The organism is Bacillus sp. FSL K6-0268, assembly GCF_038005425.1.
GTDB classification, from domain to species: Bacteria; Bacillota; Bacilli; order Bacillales; family Bacillaceae_G; genus Bacillus_A; species Bacillus_A thuringiensis_S.
In genome coordinates, this window is record NZ_JBBOTF010000001.1 from 2,064,457 (window position 1) to 2,090,104 (window position 25,648).

Here is a 25,648-nt window from a genome sequence, read left to right on the forward strand (position 1 = left end):
ATAGAATTTGAGGTGTGTCAATTATGCTATTTCCTGATTTAGCGAATAAAATTGTACGAGAAGTACGCAGACTAATTACAGAGAATATTATTATTATTAATATACAAGGCGTTATTATTGCAAGTACAGATACAGAAAGAATTGGTCAATTTCATGAAGGTGCACTCCGCTGCGCTAACCAAAAGAAAACTGTCATCATTACAACAGAAGATGAAAGGCAGTTGCAAGGTGTAAAGGCTGGAATGAATCTTCCTTTATTATTTCATGACGAAGTAATTGGTGTTATTGGAATTACAGGAGAACCTGAAAATATTTCACGCTATGGAGAAATATTGCGTAAGATGACCGAGTTATTAATTCATGAAAACTACTTTTTAGAGCAACTAGAACTTGAGCACCGTTCTTATGAAGCTTTCGTCTTTGATTGGCTTCAAAATACAGAATGGTCTCCAAGTTTTCTCGATCGCGCCAAAACACTTGGCATTGATTTATATAAGAAGAAACAACTTATTTTGTTTTCTATTGGAAAAAATGACACGATGCTCCAGCGTAAAATATGGCAACATATACGCAATATATTAACAAAAGAGCATCTATTTGTTCGGTGGGGAAATGATCGTTTTATTTTATTTACAGCGATGAGCTCCAACGAGCAAACATACCAATTTTTAAAACGATTAAAACAAGACTGCGAAGCTTTATTTTCTATTCCTTTATATATCGGGATTGGACAAACAGTTACCCCAAACAATATGAACATATCTTACGAACAAGCATTACGTGCTCTTTCTGTATCATTGGAAACGAAACAAATTGTATTTAATGAAGATTTACGTTTAGAAATGTGTTTACAAGATATTTCTGCCGAAACGCGTGAACAATTTCTAGAGCGTACCATCGAAAACTTACTATCATCTCCTGAGCTTATGCACACCTTACGCTTATTTATCGATTATAACCAATCTTATAAACAGACAGCTAAACAATTACATATACACATTAACACATTACATTACAGGCTAAAAAAGATTGAAGAGCATACAGGACTTGATCCAAAACAATTCAAAGACTTAAACGTTTTATACTTCGCACTCCTCCTATTAGATAATCATACAAAAAAGAACGATAAAACAGATTAATCTTTAGATGATTACACATAGAAAGAATCCCTTTACTTTTTTATCATTATAATGAAAGCACTGTTACCACGTTGTTTATTATAACTAAACACGTTAACAGTTTGAGGGGGATTTCCAATGTTAGAAAAGCAAATTATTCATTCATTCGTATCTATTGTTGGCGAAGATAATGTAGATACATCCAATATGGGGCGTTTAACTTATAGTTATGATGCCACTCCAAACTTCCAAGCAATGCCTGATGCAGTCATTGCTCCACGTAATACAAATGAAGTAGCTGAAGTGTTAAAGGTATGTAACACTCACAAAATTCCTGTGTATGTTCGTGGGTCTGGAACAAATCTTTGCGCAGGAACATGTCCACTTGAAGGCGGTATCGTCCTTATTTTCCGCCATATGAACAATATTTTAGAAATTGATGAAGAAAACTTAACAATTACTGTACAAGCTGGTGTCATTACACTTGATATTATTAAAGCAGTAGAAGAAAAAGGTTTATTTTATCCGCCAGATCCAAGTTCGATGAAGATTTCTACAATCGGCGGCAATATTAATGAAAATTCAGGTGGGTTACGCGGCTTGAAATATGGCGTAACACGTGATTATGTAATGGGGCTTGAACTTGTCTTACCAAATGGTGATATTATTCGTACTGGCGGCAAATTAGCAAAAGATGTAGCTGGTTACGATTTAACTCGTTTATTTATCGGCTCTGAAGGAACACTTGGCGTGGTAACAGAAGCGATATTAAAACTTGTTCCTATGCCTGAAACAAAGAAAACAATGCTTGCACTCTATGAAGATATTAATGAAGCTGCACGTGCTGTTTCTTCTATTATTGCAAATAAAATTATTCCAGCAACTCTGGAATTTTTAGACCAACCGACAATTGAAGTAGTAGAAGAGTTTGCACAAATCGGTTTACCTACAGATGTAAAAGCAATTTTATTAATCGAACAAGACGGCCCGCCCGAAGTAGTCAATCGAGATATTGAAAACATGGCTAACGTTTGCCGCTCTATGAATGCAGTTGATGTTCGCATTGCAAAAGATGAAACGGAAGCAGATGCACTTCGTACCGCTCGCCGTAGTGCACTATCAGCGCTCGCACGATTAAAACCTACTACAATATTAGAAGATGCAACTGTACCACGTTCACAAATCGCTCCGATGGTTGAAGCTATTAATGCCATTGCAAAAAAATATAATATTCCTATTTGTACGTTTGGACACGCTGGTGACGGTAACTTACATCCAACTTGTATGACAGACGCTCGTAATGCAGAAGAAATGCACCGAGCTGAACAAGCTTTTGCTGAAATATTTACGAAAGCAATTGAACTTGGTGGCACAATTACTGGTGAACATGGTGTTGGTGCGATGAAAGCTCCATATTTAGAAATGAAATTAGGTAAAGAAGGTATTGCAGCTATGCAAGGAATAAAGCAAGCTTTCGATCCAAATAACATTATGAATCCTGGAAAAATGTTCGCGAAAGACACTCGAAAAAGAGTGGTGGTTGAGCGATGACCACATTAAATAAAGAAAATATTCAAAAAGAATTTAAAGAACGATTAAGTGAAGATGAATTACTAAACTGTATGCGATGCGGTTTTTGTTTACCTACTTGTCCTACCTACATTCAATCCGGATATAAAGAGTCACATTCACCGCGCGGACGTATCGCATTAATGAAAGCTATCGTTGATGGTTTAATCGAACCAGATGAAGATGTTGAAAATACATTAAACGTTTGTCTTGGTTGCCGTGCTTGTGAGCCTGTTTGTCCATCTGGTGTAAATTATGGACATTTATTAGAAGAAGCTCGTGATATTATTAATCAAAATAAAAAATTCTCAATGCCAGTGAAAGCTGTTCGAAAAGTCGTTTTTGAAGGATTGTTCCCCCATCAAAATCGAATGAGAACATTAACAGGACTAATTGGATTTTATCAACGTTCTGGTTTACAAACACTAACACATAAAACAGGTATTATGAAGTTATTCCCTGAAACACTTGCAACGATGGATCTCATTTTGCCAAAAGTGCCAAAAATGAAAGCAATGAAAGATCGTCCTTCATTTTTACCTGCAGAAAGTACAAAGAAAAAACAAGTTGCATTCTTCACAGGCTGCTTAATGGATACTATGTTTTTAGAAACAAATAACGCAACGATGAAACTTCTTCAATTAGCTGGTTGTGATATCGTTATTCCGAAAACACAAAGTTGCTGCGGTGCATTGCATGGACATGCTGGTGAAAAGAGTGGAGCAAAAGAATTAGCAAAGCGAAATATAAAGGCATTCGAAGATTTAAACATCGACTATATTATTACGAATGCAGGTGGTTGCGGAGCTTACCTCGTAGACTATGATTATCTTTTAAAGGATGATCCAGAGTGGGCTGAACGTGCTAAGCAGTTTGTTTCTAAGATTAAAGATATTACTGCTATACTAGTAGAACTAGACTTCCATAAGCGAACTGATTTACGACTCACGCAGCAAATTATTACGTATCAAGACTCTTGTCATTTACGCAATGTTATGCGCACAGCTTCTGAACCTCGTATGTTACTAGAGGCTATCCAAGGTGCAACATATCGTGAAATGAAAGATGCGGACCGCTGCTGTGGCTCTGCTGGTATTTACAATATTGTTCATTCAGAGTTATCAATGGAATTTCTAGATTACAAAATGGACCGTGTGCATGAAACAGACGCAGCAACCATTGTTACTGCAAATCCAGGTTGTTTATTACAAATGAAATTAGGAATTGAGCGAGAAGGGCTTTCTCATAAAATGAGAGGAATTCACATTGTAGATTTATTATTAGAAGCAATTGAAACTAACTCGTAACATACGTAATAATAGGAAAACGGCTATCTCCTTCGTCTATGTAAAGAGATAGCCGCTTTTTTGTCTGCTACAACATTAAAAATATGTTACTTTATTATAAAAAAGAACAACAGAAACATTACAGTTTTGTAAAAATCAATCCATTATATTCCTCAAAAAATCGCTCAAACCATTGATACAATAGGATTCTTTATTTTCTCTTTAGGTAAATTTATCCAAAAACCCCTCTTAAAATCAAGTATAAAAACACTATAAATTCCTTTTATACTCTATATTTCTCTTATTTTTGCTCACTTCTTCTCTTAGGATAAATTAGGTAATTTTAAAGTCTATGAATTTTTTTCCATCTTTTTTCTCGCAAATTGTATGCTACGATGAATTTGTCAGTCAGACAGGCTGTCAAAAACAAATCGTGTGAAAACAAATTAAAACTTTATATAGGGGGACACACATCATGAAAAAGCGTGTTTTATTATCTGTAGCTGCTGCAACAGCTCTTACTTTAGGAGTATCTTCTCTAGATGCACAAGCTGCAACAGTACAACCATCTAACATTAAGGTTCAAAATATTCAGCATTCAAAAGTAATGATGAAACAAATGAACCAACAAGAATTACAAGCATTCTTACAATCTATGGGCGTTGAGTCATTAGCGCAATGGCAACAAGGAAACTTCCAACCAAATTGCATTATTCCTGGTCAACAACCTACTGAAAATGTTGTAACTGAGCAACCAACAGCTAAGCCAGAAACTCAAAAGCCTGCCGAGCAAAAGCCTGCTGAAGAAGTTCAAAAACCAGAAGCTCAAAAGCCTGCTGAAAACAACAATACTCAAAAACCTGCTGAGCAAAAACCTGCTGAGCAAAAGCCTGCTGAAGAAGCAAAATCTTTAAGCGAGTTCGAACAACGTGTTGTTGAATTAACAAACGCTGAGCGTACAAAGCAAGGCTTACCAGCACTAAAAATCGATACTGAATTAAGCAAAGTAGCACGTATTAAGTCTGAAGACATGCAAAAAAACAACTACTTTGATCATAACAGCCCTACATACGGGTCTCCGTTTGACATGATGAAGAAATTTGGTATTTCTTATACATCTGCAGGTGAAAACATCGCTCAAGGCCAACGTACACCTGAAGAAGTAGTACAAGCTTGGATGAACAGCGCTGGACACCGTGCAAACATCTTAAATAACGGCTTCACTCACATCGGTGTTGGTTATGTAGAAAGCGGCAACTACTGGACACAACAATTTATTACAAAGTAAATAGATTAAAAGAGTCTTCTCATAATTGATGTGCACCCCAATTGTTAGACACAATTAACAATTGGAGGTGTATTTTTTTATGGGAAAGTTTTCTCCTAAAGAAAAGATACAGATAGTAAAACAATATTTTAATGGAATAGATGGTGGAAAAAGGCTTGCTAAATCTCTAGGGATTCATTCTAGTGTAATTTATCAGTGGATCAAACAATATGAGGCATTTGGAGAAAAAGCTTTTGAAAAACGCTATACAACTTATTCGCTTCAGTATAAACTAGATGTGCTTAAATATATGGATACGCAAGGGACATCTATTAGAGAAACAGCGGCAATTTTTAATATTTCCTCTCCTGAAATAATTCGTAGATGGAAAGTAGCTTATGATTCAAATGGTGTGGATGCCCTACGTTCAAAGCGGAAGGGACGTCCAGCTATGAAAAATAAGAAGGTTAAGGTGCAACCCAAAAAAGATACAGTGCTAGTTGAGGGGTCTATAGAAGCACTACAAGCAGAAAATGAACTTTTACGTATGGAAAATGATTATTTAAAAAAGTTAAATGCCTTAGTTCAGAAAAAGAACAAATCATAGATCAAGACAGAGCACAGGTAATTTATGAATTAAGGCACGAATACAAAATCATCGATCTTGTGAAAATCGCTGGTATTGCCCGCAGTACGTACTATTACTGGATTAAACAAATGGAACGTCCAGATAAATATAAGAACATTAAAGAATTAATCCAAGAGATTTTTGAAGAGAATTATGGTAGATACGGTTATCGTCGTATCACATTAGAATTACGTAACCGTGGATATATATTAAACCATAAAACAGTTCGTCGTTTAATGAATATTATTGGATTAAAATGCATGGTTCGTATAAAAAAATACCGTTCATATAAGGGAGAAGTAGGGAAATTCGCAAAGAATATTTTGAAGCGTGAATTTAATGCATCTAAGCCTAATGAAAAGTGGGTAACAGATGTCACTGAATTTCATCTCCATGGTAAAAAACTATATTTATCTCCTGTTTTAGACTTATATAACGGGGAGATTATAGCTTACAATATAGAAAATAAACCTGTGTATTCACTTGTATCAAAAATGCTTAATAAAGCCTTTACACGCTTAAATGATGGAGAAACTCCTATTCTTCATTCAGATCAAGGATGGCATTATCAGATGAAGATATATCAACAATCACTAAAAAAACATAAGGTTATCCAAAGTATGTCCCGTAAGGGAAACTGTTTGGACAATGCAGTCATAGAAAACTTCTTTGGCTTATTAAAATCTGAATTATTCTATCTTAAAGATTTTGAAAGTATGGAGCATTTTAAGATAGAATTAGAGAATTATATTCATTATTATAATCACAAAAGAATTAAAGTGAAGTTAAATGGAATGAGTCCAGTACAATACCGGACTCACATCCAATCAGTCGCTTAACTTCTTTGTCTAACTTTTTGGGGTCAGTTCAAATGAGAAGACTCTTTTTCAAGTTTCATAGCTTTCTATTATGTATGAATAGAAAATATAGAACATAAACAACATAGATCCACAGCTTATTACACTAAGCAATATATAAAATCCCCACTCTAAGTTCAAAAACAATGAAAACAATATGCCACATGCCATCACTTGAAAAATCCGTCTACTTACTAAACGAATTTTTTGTAATTTAATTGGATCTTTTTCTTTGCCTTTTATTTTCTTAAATTCTTTACTCAGCATAAAAAGAAACATACTAATCCCAATCGTTAATCCTGTTTGAAAGAATATAAAATCTCCAAAATTAATCAAGAGAATAAGCATATGAATAAACAACATAAATAATGTAATTTTCTTTATAAATCCACCTATAATACAATGCTCTCTTTGATTAAACTTAAATATATTATGTGAAATAATATACAAAAATCCATATGAAAAAATAATAAAACAAGGAATAAATGCTACAACAACTTGTTTACTCATAAACTCGTTTGGCTCACCATTTACGTTCCAATGTACTGCCATACGATTTGGTAAATAGGGGTAAAGACATAGAGTAACTAAAAGACAAGCGAAAAATATTCCAAGTACATACTTATATTTGATCAAGTAATTCTCACCTGTTATGAAGTGACCTTTGTCAATAGTTTTTCACCCATAATATTTTTCTTGATGGCATACAAAAGCTTCAGAAATAAGATCTATCGACAGTTAACCACTCTGTTATTCGTGGATTGGTTACCTCAGGTTAATGGTTCGTCGTTAGGCTCTTATAATCTCACTGCGTGGATCACACCTTTTCAAATTCTAATAAATAGCTTGTTTATCAGAATTTCAGCCATGCCAGAAGAGGTGAGTCATAGATAGCCAGACCTGTAATTCACTATCTCTGAAGCTCATCTATGCCATCAATTGATACCTTTGATTTCTAACTATGAATCAATCAACTTCATATCCTTCCCTCTTTATTTTCGGTGAATTTTACCTGTTTCTAATCCCCATATAAAACACCCCAGTTCTCTTGCGATAGCTGTAACGGCAACATTTCTAGGCTTCCCTTGATATATCATGCGATAATATTTTCTTTGTAACCTTTCTACAGCCTGATCCGCATAAGCAATCACTTCGCTTCGTTGCCCTTTTTGTCTTGCTTTCACTCGCTTCGATTTTAATCCGATTGCTCCTTTTACCAACGCATTTGCACATTCTACAAGAGTAGACCTAACGGTCGAATTTCCTTGTTTTGTAATCGAACGTCGACTGATTTTCTCTCCACTTGAGCTTTCGCTTGGCGTCAATCCTACATAAGCCATAAATGCTTTAGCCGTGGGAAAACGAGTGAAGTCTGCAATTTCCACATGAACAGTCATTGCCGATGTTGTATCTATACCTTTTAAGCATCTTAACTTTGCGATTGGTTCTTCGTACCTTTCACGATGAGATAATTCTTCTAATCTCAAACTGAACCGCTCAATTTTATCGACTAGAACATCATACTGTAATAGGTATTCGCCTAACGTTTCTTTGAATAATCCTTGTAGATCAAGATTCTTTAACCATTTCATATAAGCGATTGTCCAGCTTGATTTCCCTTCATACACATAGCCATGTCTTAAAAGGAATGCTTTTATCTGTTGTTTTATTTTTTTCAAAGATGTTTTAAAATCACCTAACATGCGGATATACTCTTTCACGGCAACATCCTCTTCTTCTGGAACATATACTTCTTTATAGGTGCCATTTGCTAAATTAAGAGCAATCATTTTGGCATCGAATTTATCATTTTTCACCATTTTGTTTTTTGATGAACTGTACATTGTTGTGGGAGCTAAAATATCACAATCAATTCCATTTTGTTCAAGAAGATTATGAAGTGAATACCCTAAACAACCAGCCTCATATCCAGCTTTAATTTTTATATCTTCACCATATTTTGTTTTCAGTTTCTCAACGAATTTTTTTACGAGAGATACATTTGAAGCACATCGTGCTTCTCTTACAATTTCCCCAGTTGTTCCGTGTAGTGCACATAAGCTAAAACTTTCCTTGTGGACATCCATCCCAATATATATTATATTTTCCATAGTGGCCTCCTATTATCATAGGGTATAACCCCATTCATAATGTTTTCATTCATTATTATGGGTTAAAATCCCTGACTTGATAATCTAGGAGGTCACTTCATATTATCTCTCTTTTCTCTTAACGGCTTCGCTTCTTTTAGAGAAATCCCTGCAAAAATCTACTTTTTTCAAATTAAAACTTATACTTTACGCATTTTCTTTTTGAAATTCTTTTATTTTATTATTTAATTTTGTAGGAAACGGCACATCAACTTCAATCGCTTCTTTCGTAATTGGATGCAAGAAATTTATCTTCATCGCATGTAATGCTTGACTGGACATATATTTTGTTTGCCCACCATATAATACATCCCCAACTAGTGGATTACCATTATGACTCATATGAACACGAATTTGATGCGTTCTACCCGTTTCTAATTGTAACGTTACGAAAGTCGTGTTTTGCTTCTTAAAATACTTTTCTACTTTATAATATGTGATAGCTTGGTCACCTTTTGGAGAAATACGACGCCTTGTAGCATGATGGCGATCCCTTCCGATAGCAGCATCAATCGTTCCTTGTTTCTTCTTTACTTTCCCTTCAACGAGCGCTGCGTACGTTCTTTTAATTTTTCGTTCCATTAATAAACGATCCATAATTGCACCAGCAATTCTATGCTTAGCAAACACGACACCACCTGTCGTATCTTTATCTAAACGATGAATATGACGAACCTTCGTCTCTAAACCTTGCATTTGAAAATGAAAAGCAACAAGATTTGCAAGCGTCCCGTTTCCACCTTTTTCAGCAGGATGTGTGTCCATTTGCTCTAGTTTATTTACGATGAGTACGTGATCATCTTCGTATACTACATTTAATTCACCATATTCTGGATCTACACCGTACTCTTCCTCCGCAAACATATGAACTTGTAACTTATCGTTCTCTTTTAAAAGCTCATTCCATCTTCTTTGTTCCCCGTTAACCGTAACACCTTTTTCCATACGAAGCTGATGTAATAGCTTTTTCGGTATTTCCCATTCTACTTTTAATACCGATTCAATACTTATACCATTCCATTTAGCTGGAACGGTAATTTCACACCATTCGCCCTTTTTCTTTGTTTCCATACTGTTTATCACCTTATTTCTATTGATTCTCTCATTGTAACGGAAAACACACTTTGATGCACCGTCAAAAATAGAGGACAGTCTTATAATAGACTGCCCCTCAAGCTCTAAGCCTTTTCATTTCTAACAATACTTCTTCAGCTTTTTGTTCATACGATAAATCTTTAAAGAAATCTGCCAACCTTTTATAATCATTGTAAGCATCTAATAAATCGTCCATCCTTTCTATTTTCATCACTTGTTGTTTTTGTTTCATTTTTACTGGATAACGATAACCTGATACTTCTTGTATTTTGTAATACTCATCCTCTACTTGAACGACCTTTACAAGTTCTTCCTCCTCTGCATCCATCGTATACCCGTCAAATTCTCTAAGTAGTTCATAAATGATATGAGTCCATTCATCTTTTGGATAAAATCCCTTTTCTAACCGATAACCGACAATGCGATACATATGCCCATCGTTTTCTGCAAACTGTACTGTATCATTTAACTTAAACTTAAAATAACGAAACATTGCCTTCACCTACTTGTATGTAATGTTCTTATCACATACTATTTGCAAAATGTAGGTCTTGCTATTCATAAAAAAATGCTCATCAATATGATGAGCATTTTTTTATGATGATTTTTCTCGTTTTTTTCGAAATGGCAACCACCAGTTCCAGTCTCCAAATAACTTCATTAAGCTTGGTACGAGCATAAGACGAATAATTGTTGCATCAAGAAATATTGCTAATGCGACGCCAAGCCCCATCTGCTTTACTGGTAAAATATCAGTAAATGCGAATGCACCCGTTACAACAATCATTATTAAAGCAGCTGATGTAATGATTCTACTTGTTGAAACGAGCCCTTCTAACGTTGCTTGATCGTTATCTCCTGTTTCTTCATAGAGCTCATGAATGCGTGAAATAAGAAATACTTCATAATCCATACTAAGCCCAAATACGAGGCCAAAAATGAAGATTGGTAAGACAAACAGAACCGGACTCGCTTCTAAACCGAAATGACCACCTTCAAATAACCAAACAACAATTCCAATGGTTGCACTTAAACTAAGTATATTCATAATAATTGCCTTAATTGGAATGAGTATAGATCGGAATGCAAATAATAATATAACAAAGGTCGATCCAAATATAACAGACATACCAATTACAACTTTATCTTTAATTTCATCTTCTAATTCTTGTTGAAACGTCGTCATTCCGCCTAGATAATACGTAACATCCGTTTCTTTATAGTTCTTTTTAAAGTCACGCACCCACTGTTTTGCAGTCTCTGTACGTGGTTTTGTTTTCAAAAAGACTTCTATCGTCGTCTTATTCCCTTTCGTGTATGCTTCAAATACAGGAGTTAGTTTCGCTGACTCTGGCGACTGCAATATTCCAACAACTTGATCTGCTTTCATTCCAGTTAACCCGTCGTATAAACTTCTTACTTCATGTACTTTCTTATCATCTTTTAACTTTTGAACGACTTCTTCTATCTTTTGTAGACTTTCTTTTTCTTTCATATCTTCTTTCGTCTCTACAACTAACATAACATCAGCGTGTGTTTTGACAGTTTCATTAAATGCTTCTTCATACTTTTCATATGCAATCCTTGTATCACTCTTTTCAGGTAAAGCTTCAACACCAGGGAACTGCAAATTAGCTGTACGTAACGGCAATAAGCAAATAACAATAAATGTTGTAACAACAATAATCATTGCGATTGGATGTTTCATTACAAATTGTGCAAATTTACGCCATGCTTTTGCCGGCGTATGTGCTACTTGATTCTTTTTTAATATTCTTTTACCTATTAACGATAATAGCGCTGGAAGAAGTGTGAGTGAGAATAAAATACTCATAATCACAACAATCATTCCGCTAATCGCGACAGATTGAATATAATCTATCTTAAAGAAAAACAAACCTGACAACCCAACAAATACGCATAATCCTGAAAATACAATTGCACGTCCTGCCGTCTGATATGTAATTGCTATCGCTTCTTTTACCGTTCGTTTAGCAACTTCCTCTCGAAAACGGTTCACAAATAATAGCGCAAAATCAATAGATAGTGCAAGTCCAATCATCGGTGCAACGTTTAACACGAAAATAGAAAGTTCTTTATCCACACCGATAAAATACAATATACCCATCGTGCTAATAACACTAAGCGCCCCATTCAAAATCGGTAAAATTGATGCCAAAAGGCTACCAAACGAAAATAGTAATACAAGAAACGCAATTGGTAATCCAATCATTTCTGCTACTTTTAAATCATTTTGCGTTCTTTCATTAATCTCTTGATTAATTTTCGGAAATCCTGTAGGTGTTACTTTTAATGCTACATTACTTTCTTTCTCAATCTCATCAGCAAATTGTAATGTCTTTTCCATTCTTTCTTTATTTGTTTTCCCGGAAAATAAAATTGTCGCATAACCGATATCACCTTGTAGCATTTCTTTATTTTGGATTGGGTGATGGAAAGATTCATAGTTCTCTTTCTCTTGAACATTCTTTACAATTTCATCTATTCGTTTTTTAAATTCCTCATGCGAAGCATCTTTATTTTTCTCAAAAACGAGCAGAAGCGTATCTTGAGACCTCTTAAAATCTTTATCTAAAATTTCTTTTGTTTTTTGATAGTCGCCTTCCGTTTGGAAACCGTCACCACCTAATACTCCCGGTAGCTTTGGAGCAAAAATCCCAAGTGCGATTGCGAGCAACAGTAACGCTACAATTACTGTATAACGAAATTGATACAAAAAAGCTCCTAACTTGCCCCACTTATCAACTTTATGAACATTTGTCTTCACACATTTTCACCTACTTTAAATAATTCAATTGTCACTTATACTGTATCATATCTTTATACAAACAAAAAACGCCTAGGAACACTATAATGATAGTTTTTCCAGGCGTTTTTTCTATCTCTCTTTATTAAACCCCAATCTCTCAGTAAGTAAACGATGATAGTAAATAGCGATAACTAACAAAATACCACCTACGCAGTAACCAGCTAAAATATCAGTTGGGTAATGTACATTTAAAATGACTCTACTTAATCCAATCGATAGAATTACTGTGCCCATCAAAATCGTTGTGACACATTTCCCAGCTATGCTTTTCAAATTAGCAGCAATGATATAAGCAAGAAATCCAAATGTCATAATTGATAGCATTGCATGTCCACTAGGAAAACTATATCCAAGTGCATCTAGCGCTTCATTTAATGACGGACGTTCTCTCTGTACAATCTCTTTTATCCCTTTATTCACAAGATGTGTTATTAAAATTCCCAGTGGATACACAATCATCGTAGCATAATAACGCTTCTTCCAAAAAACAAGCAAACTTATAACGAGCGTAGCGACTATCCCAATTGCTGATCCCAATTTTGTAAAGTACGAGAAAAATGTAAGGGAACTCTCCGTTTGTAGCCCTTTTACTAATCCACGGACATATGTATCCATCACGGTAACGCCACCTGCATGTACGCGCCAAGCAACAATACCAAATACAGCAAATAATAAAGCAATACACATTATCTCATATTGATGTAACTTCTTCTTCAAACGATTTCCTCCTACTATGAAAAAATGCGATTTCTACTTTAGAAACCGCATTTCCTTACTTATTTACCTTTTGTTTTTAGCTCTGTCCAGTAACGATCATAGTCTTTTAACTTATCATCTACATCAACAAGCCATTCTGTACGATCTAACTCTTCTTTCGTTAAGAAAATCATGTGATTATCACGGTATTCTTTACTATGAAGAGGATGAGCTTTTTCATTTGGATTACTGTAACCAATTGACTCGTAGTTTTTCACACTTACTTTTTCATCTAGTAAGTAGTTCATAAATTTCTCAGCAAGCTCTTTATGTTTTGCACCTTTTGGAATTGCTAACGTATCAGCCCAAATTGTTCCGCCTTCTTTTGGTACAACGTATTCTACATCTTTATTATCTTTTGCGATAAATGCTGCATCTCCAGACCAAACTGTTCCGATCCAAGCATCTTCTGTAATGAATTTTTGTTTAATGTTGTCTGTATCAAATGCTAATAAGTTTGGAAGCAGCTTCTTTAAATCATCTGCTGCTGTCTTTAACTCTGCATCTTCTTTCGTACTGTTTGAGAAACCGTGCTTCTTAAGACCCATTCCTAATACTTCACGAGAATCGTTTAGTAACGTTACATGTCCTTTATATTTCTCATTCCATAAGTCAGCCCAGCTTGTAGGTGCTTCTTTCACATACTTTTTATTGTATGCAATCCCTGTTACACCCCAAGTGTACACTAAAGAATATTTATTCTCTGGATCAAACGCCGGTGTTTTGAAATTAGAAACCATGTTTTCGATATTTGGGATATTCTTTTTATCTAACGGCGCTAATAAATCCATTTTCGCCATTGTTTTAACCATGTAATCAGATGGCTGAATTAAATCATACTTTGCGCCACCAGCTTGTAATTTCGCAAGCATTTCTTCGTTACTTGCGTACTTATCATAGTTAATTTTCACATTATATTTCTTTTCAAAATCTCTTAGCACTTGCTCATCAAAATTGTCAGCCCAGCTATAAATATTTAATTCTTCTTTTTTTTCACCACAACCAGCAAGTACACCAGCAACAAGGCTAAAGCTAATTGCTGCGCCAGCTATTCTTTTCATTAATTTCATCGGTTTATTACCCCCTCGTACTTTCTATATCATTCGTATTATAAAGGAAGGTGTCCTCCAGAGTTTTCTTCACCATCTGCACCTTTGTTACGGAAGATTTCAGATAGAACCATTAATCCTACGATAGCAACAATTAAAATTGTAGAAAGAGCATTAATTTCTGGTGATACTCCGCGCTTAACCATACTGTAAATGTATAATGGCAATGTTGTTGATCCTGGTCCTGATACGAAGAAACTAATTACAAAATCATCAATTGATAATGTGAATGTTAATAATGCTGCCGAAATAACTCCCGGTGCAATTGCTGGGAACGTTACATAACGAAACGTTTGCCAAGGCGTTGCTCCTAAATCATTTGCAGCTTCTTCTAAGTCACGTCCCATACTTGAAAGACGCGCAGCTAAAATAACAACAACAAACGAAATACTAAATGTAATATGTGCAATAATAATCGTTGTTTGTCCAAGTTCCATTCCTAACTGACTGAAAAGAATTAGTAAAGATAATCCCATTAAAATATCAGGAATTAAAATTGGTAAATATACAAGGCCATTAATAGCCCCTTCGAAACGATATTTATAACGATGTAAAGCAATCGCAAAGAATACGCCAAGTACCGTTGTCACAATCGTTGTTATAACTGCAATCGTAATACTATTTACAAATGCATCAATAACATCTTGTTTTTGAAATAAATCTGTATACCAATGGAATGTAAAACCTTCCCACTCCGCATTAATGCGAGAGTCGTTGAAAGAATAGACCATTAAAACCATCATTGGAAAATACAAGAATAACAAAATTAACCAAGAATAAGAAACTAAAAACTTCTTCATCTTTGCCTATTCCCCTCCGTTCTCATTATATTTATATACTTTCGTTGCACGATAATATAAGTAAATTAACAGAACAGAGAATAGAACAACGATAATCGATAACGCAGATCCAAACGGCCAGTCACGTGCACCTAAGAATTGGTTTTGAATAACGTTTCCGATTAATGCTACTTTCGATCCGCCCATCACGTCTGATACAACAAACATTCCGATAGAAGAAACGAATACTAAAATAGAACCAGTCGCAATTCCTGACATTGTCATCGGCACTGTTATATTCCAAAATGCCTTTATTGGTGTTGCTCCTAAATCATAAGCCGCTTCTAGCTTACGCTTATCTAGCTGCTCAATTGCTGCATACACTGGTAAGATCATAAATGGTAATAAAGAATAGACCATTCCGAGTATTACAGAAGGAGTATTATATAATAAATTTAACGGTTCACTAATAATACCAAGCTTTAATAACAACGTATTCACAAGGCCTTGTGAACGTAAAATAACAATCCATGCGTATGAACGAACAAGAAAGTTAATCCAAAACGGGATCGTTGCCAATAATAAAAGAATAGAACGATATTTGCGGTCAACAATTGTAATTGTATACGCAAATGGATAACCAATTAATAAACATATTACTGTAGTAATAACTGCGATTTTAACAGTTTCCCATAATGTCCCTAAGTACAATGGATCAAACACACGGGATATATTCTCCAGCGTAAATTGCATTTCTACTGTCCCGTAAGCTCCGCGCTGCATGAAGGCGAATCCTAATACGAATACGAGCGGGATTAGGAAGAAAATTAATAACCACGCGACTGTAGGTAGTGCGAGTAATTTCCCTTTTTTCAATTTAAGGTCACCTCGTCCTCTTGCTCCCAGCCTACATATACATTATCTCCAATGCTCCACTGCGCTGCCTCTTCAGCAGTTTGATATGCCATTAGTAATTCTGATGTTTTCTCATCACGTACATAAAGCTTCTCCATATTTCCGACAAACTCTATATCTTCAATATGTCCAAGATGGTATTCTTTTAAAATTGGTTCTTCAACCGAACGTACTTTTACATTTTCAGGGCGAATTGCTACATAGCCTTCCCCGTTTTTCACAATATTATTTTCACCGATGAATGTCGCAACGAACAACGTTTTCGGCTTATTATAAATTTCTTTCGGCGTTCCGATTTGTTCGATATGTCCTTTATTCATAACCACGATACGATCGCTCATGCTCATTGCTTCTTCTTGATCGTGCGTTACGTATATGAACGTAATTCCTAAATTACGTTGTAAGTTTTTCAATTCACGTTGCAAGTCTTTTCGTAACTTAAAGTCAAGCGCTCCAAGTGGCTCATCTAATAGTAATACACGCGGATTATTTACAATTGCTCTTGCAATTGCAACACGCTGCTGTTGTCCACCAGAAAGCTTCGCAGGTTTACGATTACGGAACTCAAGTAACTGCGTTAAACGCATTGCCTCTTCAGCACGCTCTTTCTGCTCTGCTGCTGATACTTTCTGCATTTTCATACCAAAACAAATATTCTTCTCCACTGTCATATGTGGGAATAGTGCGTAATGTTGGAACACTAGGTTCATATGACGCTTATATGGCGGTAAATCGTTAATTCTTTCATCATCTAATAAAAGATTCCCTTTAGTTGGAGTTTCAAATCCTGCGATCATACGAAGTAAAGTCGTTTTCCCGCAGCCACTCGGCCCTAAAATTGTTAAAAACTCTCCCTCTTTAATATCTAAAGAAAGAGGTGGGATAATCACTTGATTTCCAAAATGTTTTTCAACTGCTTCAACTTTAATAATCTTTTTCATTTTCCCGTCCTATCTACCTTAAATTTTAAATTTTTATATTCATGAATAAATATTTATGTTCTATAGACTATTTTTTGTTTCGATCCAAACAAAAATGGTTATTTAGCAAGCGTTCGTTTCTATTCTTTATGTAGTATGTTTGATTCATTTTCGCATGATACATAACGTCGAACAGAAAAACCCCTTCCATTGCGAAGGGGCTATTATCATACGGCTGCGCCTACTGATAAACACCATCATCATTTTAACAACTTTCGTATGAATTTTAAAGCACTTTTTGTAGAAGAGTAACGAATTTTCATGTCGAATGCTGTAGATTGGGCTAAAATGCTTTTATAATGTGAAAAAGTCCGAAAACTTTCTTTCCCATGATAACCCCCTAATCCACTACTTCCAACACCCCCAAAAGGTAAATATGGCGTGGCAAGATGATAGACAACATCATTAATACAGCCTCCACCATATGAAATATTACTCGTCACTTTCTTTTGTACTTCTTTATCTTCAGAAAATACATATAACGCTAACGGCTTCGGATGTTGCTGAATTGTGCCAATTACATCTTCTATATTGTCGTACTCTATGATTGGTAAAATCGGGCCAAAAATTTCATCTTCCATAACAGCATCTTGCCATGTAGTATCCGCTAGTACTGTCGGCTCAATATGTAATGTATCTTTCTTATAGTTTCCACCAATTACGACTTGACCATCTTGTAAAAATCGACATAATCGTTCAAAATGACGCTCACTTACAATACGCACGTAATTTTCATTTTGCAAAGGTTCTTTACTATACTGCTCTGTAATTTCATGTCGCATTGCCTCAATTAGCTTTTCTTTCACGGAAGAATGCACGTACATATAATCAGGCGCTACACACGTCTGCCCTGCATTTAAAAACTTACCCCAAACAATTCTTCTTGCTGTCATCTCTATCTTTGCATCTTTATGTACAATACAAGGACTTTTCCCGCCAAGTTCTAACGTAAGCGGCGTCAACTGTTTCGCTGCTGCTTCCATTACAACTTTTCCAACGCCAACACTACCAGTAAAGAAAATATAATCAATCGGTTCCCTCAGCAAAGATGTACTCTCTTCAACGCCACCTTCTACTACCGCTACAAGCTCTTCTGGGAATAACTCACCTAACATTCTCTTAAGCACTTTTGAAACGCTTGGCGTTAACTCTGACGGCTTTAAAACGATTGTATTTCCAGCTGCCAGTGCTCCTACAAGTGGTGCAATTGCTAATTGGAACGGATAGTTCCACGGTGCAATAATAAGCGTAACACCATACGGTTCTGGCACTACTTTTCCTTTTGATCCAAAATGAGTCAGTGCTGTTCGAACTCGCTTTGGTTTACTCCACGATGACATATGTTTCAATTGAAAAGAAATTTCTTTTAATACATATCCAACTTCCGTTGTAAACGACTCGTGAACTGACTTATTTAAATCTAATTTCAATGCCTGAAATATTTCTTCTTCAAAACGCTGAATGCCTTCATAAAGCCTCTTCAAATTATTCTTTCTCATTTCGATGCTTCTCGTATGCCCTTTTAAAAAATATTCCTTTTGCCTACTTACAATAGAGGAAATACTCATTCACTCACCTTCTCCCACTATTTTTATCCAGTTCTTTCATTATTTATATAGACTTCATATATAATAAATTTCTATTCTTAAAGTTACATTATATATGACTTTTTCAACTATATAAAATTCATTGCTCACAAAAAAACTACCGAAAGAAAATCTCTCGGTAGTTTCACAGTATTAACGATATAAACGAACAGCACCTGCAGAATTATCATCAGCTTGTCCTACTACTTCAAACTTCAGACCAAGCTTCGGTAAAATACGTCCTGCATCTGGAATCTGTTGATTAATATACGTTTTCGAATCATCAAACTTCGCTACACCCGCTAAGCCATCATACGTATACGTTCCACGCGTTGGAGATACAACTTTCCAAGCTGGCGTTTTATCGAATGAGAATGCCGCATCAGCGATTTGGAATCGTGTACTACTATCAATTGTTGGTTTACCATTTAAAGTTCCTACAATTGCTTCTGGATGAGAATCAACTACACCAAGGAAACCATGTCCTGGATGTAAACCAACCCAGTTATCTGCGTAAGCTGAGTCTGCATACCATACAACCATACCTGAGTTATATTCTGGACCGCGAGCAAATTTCAATGCGCTATCTGATCCAGTATGGTTTCTCCACTCTACGTAGTAGTTATGTTTTTTCTTCTCTGTTCCGCTAGATACAACGAAACCATCTAATTTTAATTGTGGTGTACCTTCAGCATCATCTGAGAATGTAACTTTACCATCTACTGTTAATGACGCATTATCAAGTAGGAAACCATTTAATGCTAAACCACCATCCGTAATGTACTCAAACGTTAATTTTACTTTTTTACCTTTGAATTGACTTAAATCATATGATTTGTCAATCCATTTTCCATTTGTCGAATCTGCATTTCCACTATTTGCTTTCTCGCCCAGTCTTTCAATTAACGTTTTTTGACCATCTTCTGTTACAGCATGTACTTCAAGGAAATCATACTCTGCTTCGATTTCATATAACGATTTGAAATCAAATTTCGCATTCGTTGCATTCGTTAAATCGAACAGTGGTGTTTCTAACGTTGTATGAAGATTATCACCTTTTGTGCTGTAGTAATACTGTTTACCAAATGCTGGTGCAATTGTTTTTACATCTTTATCTGGTAAGTTAACACGAATCATACCTGGACGGTTAGATTTCGTAACACTTTGGTCTAAATATGTTGCTAGACCGATACCTTTATTTAATTTCTCGTAATCTACTTCTACGATGTTTGCCCAGTTACCACCAATTGTTTTTTGGAAAAACTCTTTATTTTGTGGTGAGAAACTCGTTGGTGTTGTTCCAGCGATTTTACCAGCCCAGCTGCCGCCACTCATAACAGACCAAGCTTGAATTGGCTCACCATGACCCGTATAGTCTGTATCATACTCATCTGGTAAACCTAAATCATGGCCATATTCATGCGCGAATACACCAACTGCGCCATCTTCTGGTTCAATTGTATAGTCGAATGCTGCCATCTTTCCGCCCCAATATGGAACTTTCGCTTGTGTGCCTTCAATTGCGAATGGTTTTGGTCCAACTGTCCAGCGATGTGACCAAATTGCATCATCACCTAATTTACCACCGCCAGCTTCTTGTCCAACACCCGCATGAATAATCATTAAGTGATCGATTAAACCGTCTGGTTGATTTTGATTTCCATCACCATTTACATCGTATTGATCGAACTGATCAAACTGTGATAAATCAAGACCGCTATCTACAGCTGCTTTTAATGCATCTTTTACTAGATCACGTGGTCCTTTTGGTCCTTTATTATCATGACCTGTAGCAGCATCTGCACCATAATCAGCAGCTTTACCAGGAACTGTTAACCATTTTGTAACTGTTCCGTCCACTGTGTAACTACCACCGGATTGCTCTTCGTAATATTGTTTAAATGTTTCGATTTTGCTTCCATCCTCTAACGCGAATGGCTCATCACCGAATAACATTTTTTCATAGTGTTCTTTGTTAAAGTCTTCCGAATACATATAACCAGGTTCTTTATCGATGTTGTTATGTTTAAAATCAGCGTACTCTACAAGTAAAACAAGTACCTTATCTTTACGAACATCGCCGTTATATGCTTTTTGTTTTGCTGGAGAAGTTGGTACTTTACCATTTAGTCCGCCTTTAACTGGTCCTGTCGCTGCAGGTGTCCCTGTTGCTGGCTGATTTAGTTTTTCTTTCGTATCTGCTTTCGCATCTTTCACTTTCTTTAAAAAGTCAGATGCTTCTTTCGTAAGTTGATCCCCATTTGTTGCTTCTTTCCCAGGATTTTCACCCTTTTTGTCCTCTACATACTTTTCAACAGCTTTCTTTGTTTCTTTCTCTGAAGCTGAAGAATCAATTACCCCACGTTTTTTCAGTGCATCTGCTAAACGCTCTTCTGGAATTAAATGATCATCCACTGGGCTCGTAGCTGTTTTATTCACAGGTGTTTCAGCATATGCCGATTGAGTGCCAGCTCCGAATGAAAGGCCTAATACAGCTGTCAAAGCGATTGATGACAAAACTTTGAACGGTTTCTTGTTCATCCCTTATTTCCTCCCCTAATAAATAATATGTATTACAAATTAAATTTTATTAAAAATTCAATATTTTTTCAATATTTAGTCATATTATGTAATGTTTTTAATATATTTGTAAAAATTTCATAGTTAGCATACGGATATATCACAATTCAACAATGTTTTCTGAAAATATTGAAAGTTTTTATCGAACAATTTATAATTTCCATAGAGGGAGTTTAATGGGGATTTTATCTTTGTTTCATCTACAAAGTATTTGATAATTCACTATATAAAACACAAAGTCCGATTGCATTATCATGTATTCTGTAGCAGCAATTATGACCGATAATTAGGGAGGAATTACATTTGTACAAAGATAAGACAGACGCACTGGATCAAGAATGGATTGATTTAATACTTGAAGCTCTAGATGCTGGTATCGCCATGCAAGACATCGAACAATTTTTCCAACGTATGAAGCCATCCAGTCAGGCTCAATAGGTTTGTTCTTTTTAACGAAGTTTATGTTATAATAATGACATCATAAGACAACTACATATTGATAGAAAGGTGCGCAAATATGATTGGAGAACGTATAAAACGCCTTCGTTTACAAAAAGGTATTTCATTAACTGAACTTGCCGAAAAAGCTGGCGTTGCTAAATCTTACATTAGTTCTATAGAACGAAATTTACAAAAAAACCCTTCCATTCAGTTTCTTGAAAAGATCGCAGCAGTTCTACAAATTCCAGTTGATACTTTACTTCATGATGAAACAACAAAGGCAACTAACCTAGACTCCGAATGGACACAACTCGTTAAAGATGCAATGAACTCTGGTGTCTCCAAAGAACAATTTCGTGAATTTCTTGAATTTACAAAGTGGAAGCAAAATCAAAAATAATAATAGAAAGAAGTGCTTACAACCAGCACTTCTTTTTCTTTATAAAAAAAAGCGGGAATACCCGCTTTTTTATTATTTTTCTTCCCCAGCTTCTTGGTTAGCATTGAATGTCCATTCTAAATTCAATGTATCACCTTGGAAGATATTTTGGTCTTTTCCATCATCTACAAATTCAAATTGTACCCATAGATAATCCTCTGTACCAGCTGCTAATCCACCCTTTTCTCCCCACTCAGGAGCAAAGATGTCTTTAGCTAAAAGATCTGGATCAACTTTTTGTAAGTCTGCTAAAGTTGTTTCGTATACAGGCTCACTTTGTTTATCCCAGTTCCAAAGGAATTTTACTTTAACGTGCTTACCAAAGTCTTCACCAGCATTATCACCTTTTGCATCTTTAACAGTATACTTTGTTGCTAATTTAACGTCTTTAATAGTTAACGAACCGCTGTTTTGTAATAAGAACTCTTTCTTAACAGAATCCCCTGGTTTTAAATCTTTAATATCTACAAGCGTCTTAGGGTTTAATGTAAGGTCTAACGTCCCAGCTGCAAATGTATTGTTTGATACTTCTTTATCGCTAAAGAATGCAAATGTTCCTCCACCAATTAAAGCTAACCCCAATGCTGCTGATGCAACTCCCATACCTAATTTCTTTTTCAGACTCACAATCAATTCCCCCTAGCTTTTTTTTATATTTTTATCACTTATTTTTCAATAAGAGATGTAAAGAAAACTATATTAGCTTAGCTAATATGTGTTCTTTTTTAAAAACCTTATGTTCATTATAACGAACAACCCTATATAAACACAACACATATTTATTAATATTTTCAATTATTTTTATTTCTCAATATTATTTAGATTTTTCAGAAAAAAGAATGATGATTTATAACTTTTTTCACACTCAAATGCATTTAATACTATAAGAAAAACAAAGAGGTGAGGGCTAACGTTCCCTCACACTCATATAAATATTACTAGTTTTGCTTATTCGTTCATTATCTCTTGCACCACATTCTTGTTTTCCAGCCGTTTCACTACAGCAGTTACTCCGCTTTTTTCTGTTCTTCTGCTTTCTTTTGCTCTTCTACTTTCTTTTGCTCTTCTATTTTCTTCTGTTCCTCTACTTTCTTCTGTTCTTCTGCTTTCTTCTGTTCTTCTACTTTCTTTTGTTCTTCTGCTTTCTTTTGTTCTTCCGCTTTCTTCTGTTCTTCTACTTTCTTCTGTTCTTCTGCTTTCTTCTGTTCTTCTACTTTCTTCTGTTCTTCCGCTTTCTTCTGTTCTTCTACTTTCTTTTGTTCTTCTGCTTTCTTTTGTCCTTCCGCTTCAATTGCAACGTTTAATTGTTGCTGAAGAGCCTGAATTTGCTCATCAATAGCTTTCAAGCTAATTTCTTTCTCAATATAGTCATGTTTCTCTTTGATACTGCGAAAGCCTTCATTTACATATACGGACACTTGCTGCATCGACTCATCTTTATTTACCTTTAATTCTTCTTGTATTTGATTGTAAGGAGCCTCTATTTCAGTATATACATTTTGCAGAGCTTCCTTCTCAGCAACAATTTTCTCACGCCCTTGTTGCCATACAGAAATCGCCTGTTTTATTTCTTCAATAGAAGTTGCTTTCGATTTCCCCTTCATCGTTCCATACTCACGCTCAATAAACTGTTTATGTTTCTCAGATTGCTCTTTTAACGTATTAACTGTTTTCGGAAATATAATTGCTGTAGAAAGCGTCGCTTCCACTTTCGTTTCATGAATGAACGCCGCTTCTGTATACGTCATAATTTGAGATCCTAAATAAAACGTAATAGAACACATACACGGCAATATAAGCATCTTTTTAAAATTCCGCGGTCTTTTCAGCATCTTAATCTCCCCCATCGAACATTACGTTCTTTATACAGAACATTATCTATATTATAGTAAAGAACTATTAAAATTGATAGACAAATACTAGAAAAATAGAAAAAGGGCTATCCATGTGATAGCCCTTTTTGTTATTATCTTTCTTCACCTGCTGTTTGTTGTGCATCAAACGTCCAATTTAATTGTAACTTATCGCCTTGGAATTGATTTTGATCTTTTCCATTATCAACGAACTCAAATTTCACTTTGAATTTATCAGATTTACCTGCTGAAATACCTTTTTCATCCCAGAACCAAGCCGATAAATCATTATCTACAGCTGTAAGTGTGTCACCTTTTAATTTATCTAAAGTAGTTTGTTTCACAATTGTCTCATGCTTATCTACATTTTTTAAGAATGTTACTTTAATATGTTTACCAAAATCATCTTTATTATCTTTCTTTACATCTTCTACATTATAATCTGTTTTCAGTAGAACCTTTTTAATATCTAAAGAGCCTTTATTTTCTAGTTTAAATTCTTTTTCAATTGTATCCCCAGGTTTTAAATTCGATACGTTAACAACTGTTGATGGATTTAATGCTAAATCCAGTGTCCCAGCCGCAAATGTATTGTTTGACACTTCTTTATCACTGAAAAACGCAAATGTTCCTCCACCAACTAACGCTGCTCCTAGTACTGCTGATGTAATACCCATTCCTAATTTTTTCTTTAAAGTCATGTCCATATCCCCTTAATATATATTTGTTAACTTCCTAAACGGAAAGTATAACCAAACGAACTAGACGGATTGTTCTACTTTTTTATCTTTCTTTTCTCCGTCAATACTACGAATAGCACCAAAAATAGAAATCGCGGAATAACCAAGTAAAAAGACTCCTGGAATAATAAGAAGTAATGCTGCTCCCGCTTTTGAATTCGCATAATTCAGTAAATACCCAACATACGGAACTGTAATATCTGCATACTTTCCAACTACATTTTCTGCAAGTACTGGCTCTAAATCTGGTCCGTTGTTGTTATCCCCTTTTGTTTCATACACTACTTTTCCATTTGTATCTTTTACACCGATAATACGGTGAGTGATAATTTTTTGATCTTTCTCTTTAAAGGTAATAACATCACCTTTTTGATATTTAGAACCATCTTTGTTTGGTTCTATTGCAATGATTGATCCTGTTAAAAACGTTGGCTCCATTGATCCTGAAAGAACGCTCTTAAATTGATATCCCATCACTGTGGGATCACCACCACTTGCTTTTGAAGAAATAACTACAAAAGCTAAAAACACCATCAATGCAAATAAAACAAATGAGATCGCGTTGCTAATTACCTTCCAAATTAATTTCATCGACTCTCTCCCTCTCCGTTGTTTTATATTATTTGAAGTATGCAATGTTCATTGCGTTCTTTAACAAGAACACAAGTAA

23 protein-coding genes are annotated in these 25,648 nt (G+C 35.3%); 7 read left to right on the forward strand and 16 right to left on the reverse strand.

Annotation, left to right across the window (positions count from 1 at the left end; translation table 11 throughout):
* The first annotated feature begins 14 nt into the window (after positions 1-14).
* The 5 genes from MHI28_RS10625 to MHI28_RS10645 all read left to right on the forward strand — a co-directional run bounded on the left by MHI28_RS10625 (position 15) and on the right by MHI28_RS10645 (position 6,707).
* Positions 15-1,139 (forward strand): CdaR family transcriptional regulator, encoded by a 1,125-nt coding sequence (locus MHI28_RS10625; protein ID WP_003277264.1) that lies wholly within the window; start codon positions 15-17, stop codon positions 1,137-1,139.
* Positions 1,140-1,256: 117 nt separating this feature from the next.
* Positions 1,257-2,669: a glycolate oxidase subunit GlcD gene (gene glcD, locus MHI28_RS10630; RefSeq protein ID WP_000890758.1), complete on the forward strand. Its 1,413-nt coding sequence runs from the start codon at positions 1,257-1,259 to the stop codon at positions 2,667-2,669.
* Positions 2,666-3,994, forward strand: coding sequence for a (Fe-S)-binding protein (locus tag MHI28_RS10635; protein ID WP_000209615.1), 1,329 nt, complete (start codon positions 2,666-2,668; stop codon positions 3,992-3,994). The genes glcD and MHI28_RS10635 overlap by 4 nt, the downstream gene beginning before the upstream one ends.
* 454 nt (positions 3,995-4,448) lie before the next feature.
* A complete protein-coding gene (locus MHI28_RS10640; RefSeq protein ID WP_000747571.1) occupies positions 4,449-5,261 on the forward strand; it encodes a CAP domain-containing protein in 813 nt (270 codons plus the stop codon).
* 79 nt (positions 5,262-5,340) lie between these two features.
* Positions 5,341-6,707, forward strand: a protein-coding gene (locus MHI28_RS10645; RefSeq protein WP_327947199.1) for an IS3 family transposase whose coding sequence is annotated in 2 segments (ribosomal slippage) — positions 5,341-5,803 and positions 5,803-6,707 — 1,368 coding nt in all. Because the reading frame shifts where the segments join, the coding sequence is not laid out codon by codon here.
* A gap of 48 nt (positions 6,708-6,755) precedes the next feature.
* Here MHI28_RS10645 and MHI28_RS10650 read toward each other — a convergent pair.
* The 12 genes from MHI28_RS10650 to inhA1 all read right to left on the reverse strand — a co-directional run bounded on the left by MHI28_RS10650 (position 6,756) and on the right by inhA1 (position 21,466).
* Positions 6,756-7,361: a DUF1648 domain-containing protein gene (locus MHI28_RS10650; RefSeq protein ID WP_000599008.1), complete on the reverse strand. Its 606-nt coding sequence runs from the start codon at positions 7,359-7,361 to the stop codon at positions 6,756-6,758.
* A 356-nt stretch (positions 7,362-7,717) separates the two neighbouring features.
* Positions 7,718-8,836, reverse strand: a complete 1,119-nt coding sequence (locus MHI28_RS10655; RefSeq protein ID WP_277548338.1) for an IS110 family transposase — start codon at positions 8,834-8,836, stop codon at positions 7,718-7,720.
* Between the two features lie 186 nt (positions 8,837-9,022).
* The gene (locus MHI28_RS10660) at positions 9,023-9,946 is read right to left on the reverse strand and encodes an RluA family pseudouridine synthase (protein WP_000448353.1); all 924 of its coding nucleotides are present in this window, start codon (positions 9,944-9,946) and stop codon (positions 9,023-9,025) included.
* Positions 9,947-10,046: 100 nt separating this feature from the next.
* Positions 10,047-10,463 carry a hypothetical protein gene (locus tag MHI28_RS10665; RefSeq protein WP_000490302.1) on the reverse strand — a complete coding sequence of 139 codons (417 nt, stop codon included), beginning with the start codon at positions 10,461-10,463 and terminating at the stop codon, positions 10,047-10,049.
* Between the two features lie 102 nt (positions 10,464-10,565).
* Positions 10,566-12,758, reverse strand: a complete 2,193-nt coding sequence (locus MHI28_RS10670) for an MMPL family transporter (RefSeq protein WP_000856414.1) — start codon at positions 12,756-12,758, stop codon at positions 10,566-10,568.
* 111 nt (positions 12,759-12,869) lie between these two features.
* Entirely contained in the window at positions 12,870-13,517 is a 648-nt protein-coding gene (locus tag MHI28_RS10675) for a phosphatase PAP2 family protein (protein WP_000727779.1), read from the reverse strand.
* Positions 13,518-13,576: 59 nt separating this feature from the next.
* Positions 13,577-14,626: a spermidine/putrescine ABC transporter substrate-binding protein PotD gene (gene potD, locus MHI28_RS10680; protein WP_000772489.1), complete on the reverse strand. Its 1,050-nt coding sequence runs from the start codon at positions 14,624-14,626 to the stop codon at positions 13,577-13,579.
* Positions 14,627-14,664: 38 nt separating this feature from the next.
* On the reverse strand, positions 14,665-15,465 hold the full coding sequence (gene potC / locus MHI28_RS10685) for a spermidine/putrescine ABC transporter permease PotC (protein ID WP_000714192.1): 801 nt from the start codon (positions 15,463-15,465) through the stop codon (positions 14,665-14,667).
* A gap of 6 nt (positions 15,466-15,471) precedes the next feature.
* On the reverse strand, positions 15,472-16,320 hold the full coding sequence (potB, locus tag MHI28_RS10690; protein ID WP_000715500.1) for a spermidine/putrescine ABC transporter permease PotB: 849 nt from the start codon (positions 16,318-16,320) through the stop codon (positions 15,472-15,474).
* A complete protein-coding gene (gene potA, locus MHI28_RS10695) occupies positions 16,317-17,300 on the reverse strand; it encodes a spermidine/putrescine ABC transporter ATP-binding protein PotA (protein ID WP_000720333.1) in 984 nt (327 codons plus the stop codon). The genes potB and potA overlap by 4 nt, the downstream gene beginning before the upstream one ends.
* A 239-nt stretch (positions 17,301-17,539) precedes the next feature.
* The gene (locus tag MHI28_RS10700; RefSeq protein ID WP_000028385.1) at positions 17,540-18,907 is read right to left on the reverse strand and encodes an aldehyde dehydrogenase; all 1,368 of its coding nucleotides are present in this window, start codon (positions 18,905-18,907) and stop codon (positions 17,540-17,542) included.
* 171 nt (positions 18,908-19,078) lie between these two features.
* On the reverse strand, positions 19,079-21,466 hold the full coding sequence (gene inhA1 / locus MHI28_RS10705; protein WP_001035950.1) for a M6 family metalloprotease immune inhibitor InhA1: 2,388 nt from the start codon (positions 21,464-21,466) through the stop codon (positions 19,079-19,081).
* A 342-nt stretch (positions 21,467-21,808) separates the two neighbouring features.
* Between inhA1 and MHI28_RS10710 the strand changes: the two genes are divergently transcribed.
* A complete protein-coding gene (locus tag MHI28_RS10710) occupies positions 21,809-21,943 on the forward strand; it encodes an anti-repressor SinI family protein (protein WP_000276219.1) in 135 nt (44 codons plus the stop codon).
* A gap of 79 nt (positions 21,944-22,022) precedes the next feature.
* Entirely contained in the window at positions 22,023-22,346 is a 324-nt protein-coding gene (locus MHI28_RS10715) for a helix-turn-helix domain-containing protein (RefSeq protein ID WP_000578875.1), read from the forward strand.
* Positions 22,347-22,418: 72 nt separating this feature from the next.
* On the opposite strand, the gene calY is transcribed toward MHI28_RS10715, so the two are convergent.
* The 4 genes from calY to sipW form a co-directional block, all read right to left on the reverse strand.
* Complete coding sequence (gene calY / locus MHI28_RS10720) at positions 22,419-23,012, reverse strand: biofilm matrix protein CalY (protein ID WP_000053713.1); 594 nt, start codon at positions 23,010-23,012, stop codon at positions 22,419-22,421.
* Between the two features lie 380 nt (positions 23,013-23,392).
* Complete coding sequence (locus MHI28_RS10725) at positions 23,393-24,217, reverse strand: DUF4047 domain-containing protein (protein WP_014894816.1); 825 nt, start codon at positions 24,215-24,217, stop codon at positions 23,393-23,395.
* Positions 24,218-24,351: 134 nt separating this feature from the next.
* Positions 24,352-24,939 carry a CalY family protein gene (locus tag MHI28_RS10730; protein WP_000172852.1) on the reverse strand — a complete coding sequence of 196 codons (588 nt, stop codon included), beginning with the start codon at positions 24,937-24,939 and terminating at the stop codon, positions 24,352-24,354.
* 60 nt (positions 24,940-24,999) lie between these two features.
* Entirely contained in the window at positions 25,000-25,569 is a 570-nt protein-coding gene (gene sipW, locus MHI28_RS10735; protein WP_000767804.1) for a signal peptidase I SipW, read from the reverse strand.
* Positions 25,570-25,648: the final 79 nt, after the last annotated feature.

Excerpts from the sequence above, each read along its gene's own strand:
- glcD (WP_000890758.1), top strand. The coding sequence starts at position 1,257 with ATGTTAGAAAAGCAAATTATTCATTCATTCGTATCTATTGTTGGCGAA.
- MHI28_RS10635 (WP_000209615.1), top strand. The coding sequence starts at position 2,666 with ATGACCACATTAAATAAAGAAAATATTCAAAAAGAATTTAAAGAACGA.
- MHI28_RS10640 (WP_000747571.1), top strand. The coding sequence starts at position 4,449 with ATGAAAAAGCGTGTTTTATTATCTGTAGCTGCTGCAACAGCTCTTACT.
- MHI28_RS10655 (WP_277548338.1), bottom strand. The coding sequence starts at position 8,836 with ATGGAAAATATAATATATATTGGGATGGATGTCCACAAGGAAAGTTTT.
- MHI28_RS10660 (WP_000448353.1), bottom strand. The coding sequence starts at position 9,946 with ATGGAAACAAAGAAAAAGGGCGAATGGTGTGAAATTACCGTTCCAGCT.
- MHI28_RS10665 (WP_000490302.1), bottom strand. The coding sequence starts at position 10,463 with ATGTTTCGTTATTTTAAGTTTAAGTTAAATGATACAGTACAGTTTGCA.
- potD (WP_000772489.1), bottom strand. The coding sequence starts at position 14,626 with ATGAAATTAATGAAAAGAATAGCTGGCGCAGCAATTAGCTTTAGCCTT.
- potC (WP_000714192.1), bottom strand. The coding sequence starts at position 15,465 with ATGAAGAAGTTTTTAGTTTCTTATTCTTGGTTAATTTTGTTATTCTTG.
- potA (WP_000720333.1), bottom strand. The coding sequence starts at position 17,300 with ATGAAAAAGATTATTAAAGTTGAAGCAGTTGAAAAACATTTTGGAAAT.
- MHI28_RS10700 (WP_000028385.1), bottom strand. The coding sequence starts at position 18,907 with ATGAGTATTTCCTCTATTGTAAGTAGGCAAAAGGAATATTTTTTAAAA.
- inhA1 (WP_001035950.1), bottom strand. The coding sequence starts at position 21,466 with ATGAACAAGAAACCGTTCAAAGTTTTGTCATCAATCGCTTTGACAGCT.
- MHI28_RS10715 (WP_000578875.1), top strand. The coding sequence starts at position 22,023 with ATGATTGGAGAACGTATAAAACGCCTTCGTTTACAAAAAGGTATTTCA.
- MHI28_RS10725 (WP_014894816.1), bottom strand. The coding sequence starts at position 24,217 with ATGCTGAAAAGACCGCGGAATTTTAAAAAGATGCTTATATTGCCGTGT.
- MHI28_RS10730 (WP_000172852.1), bottom strand. The coding sequence starts at position 24,939 with ATGACTTTAAAGAAAAAATTAGGAATGGGTATTACATCAGCAGTACTA.
- sipW (WP_000767804.1), bottom strand. The coding sequence starts at position 25,569 with ATGAAATTAATTTGGAAGGTAATTAGCAACGCGATCTCATTTGTTTTA.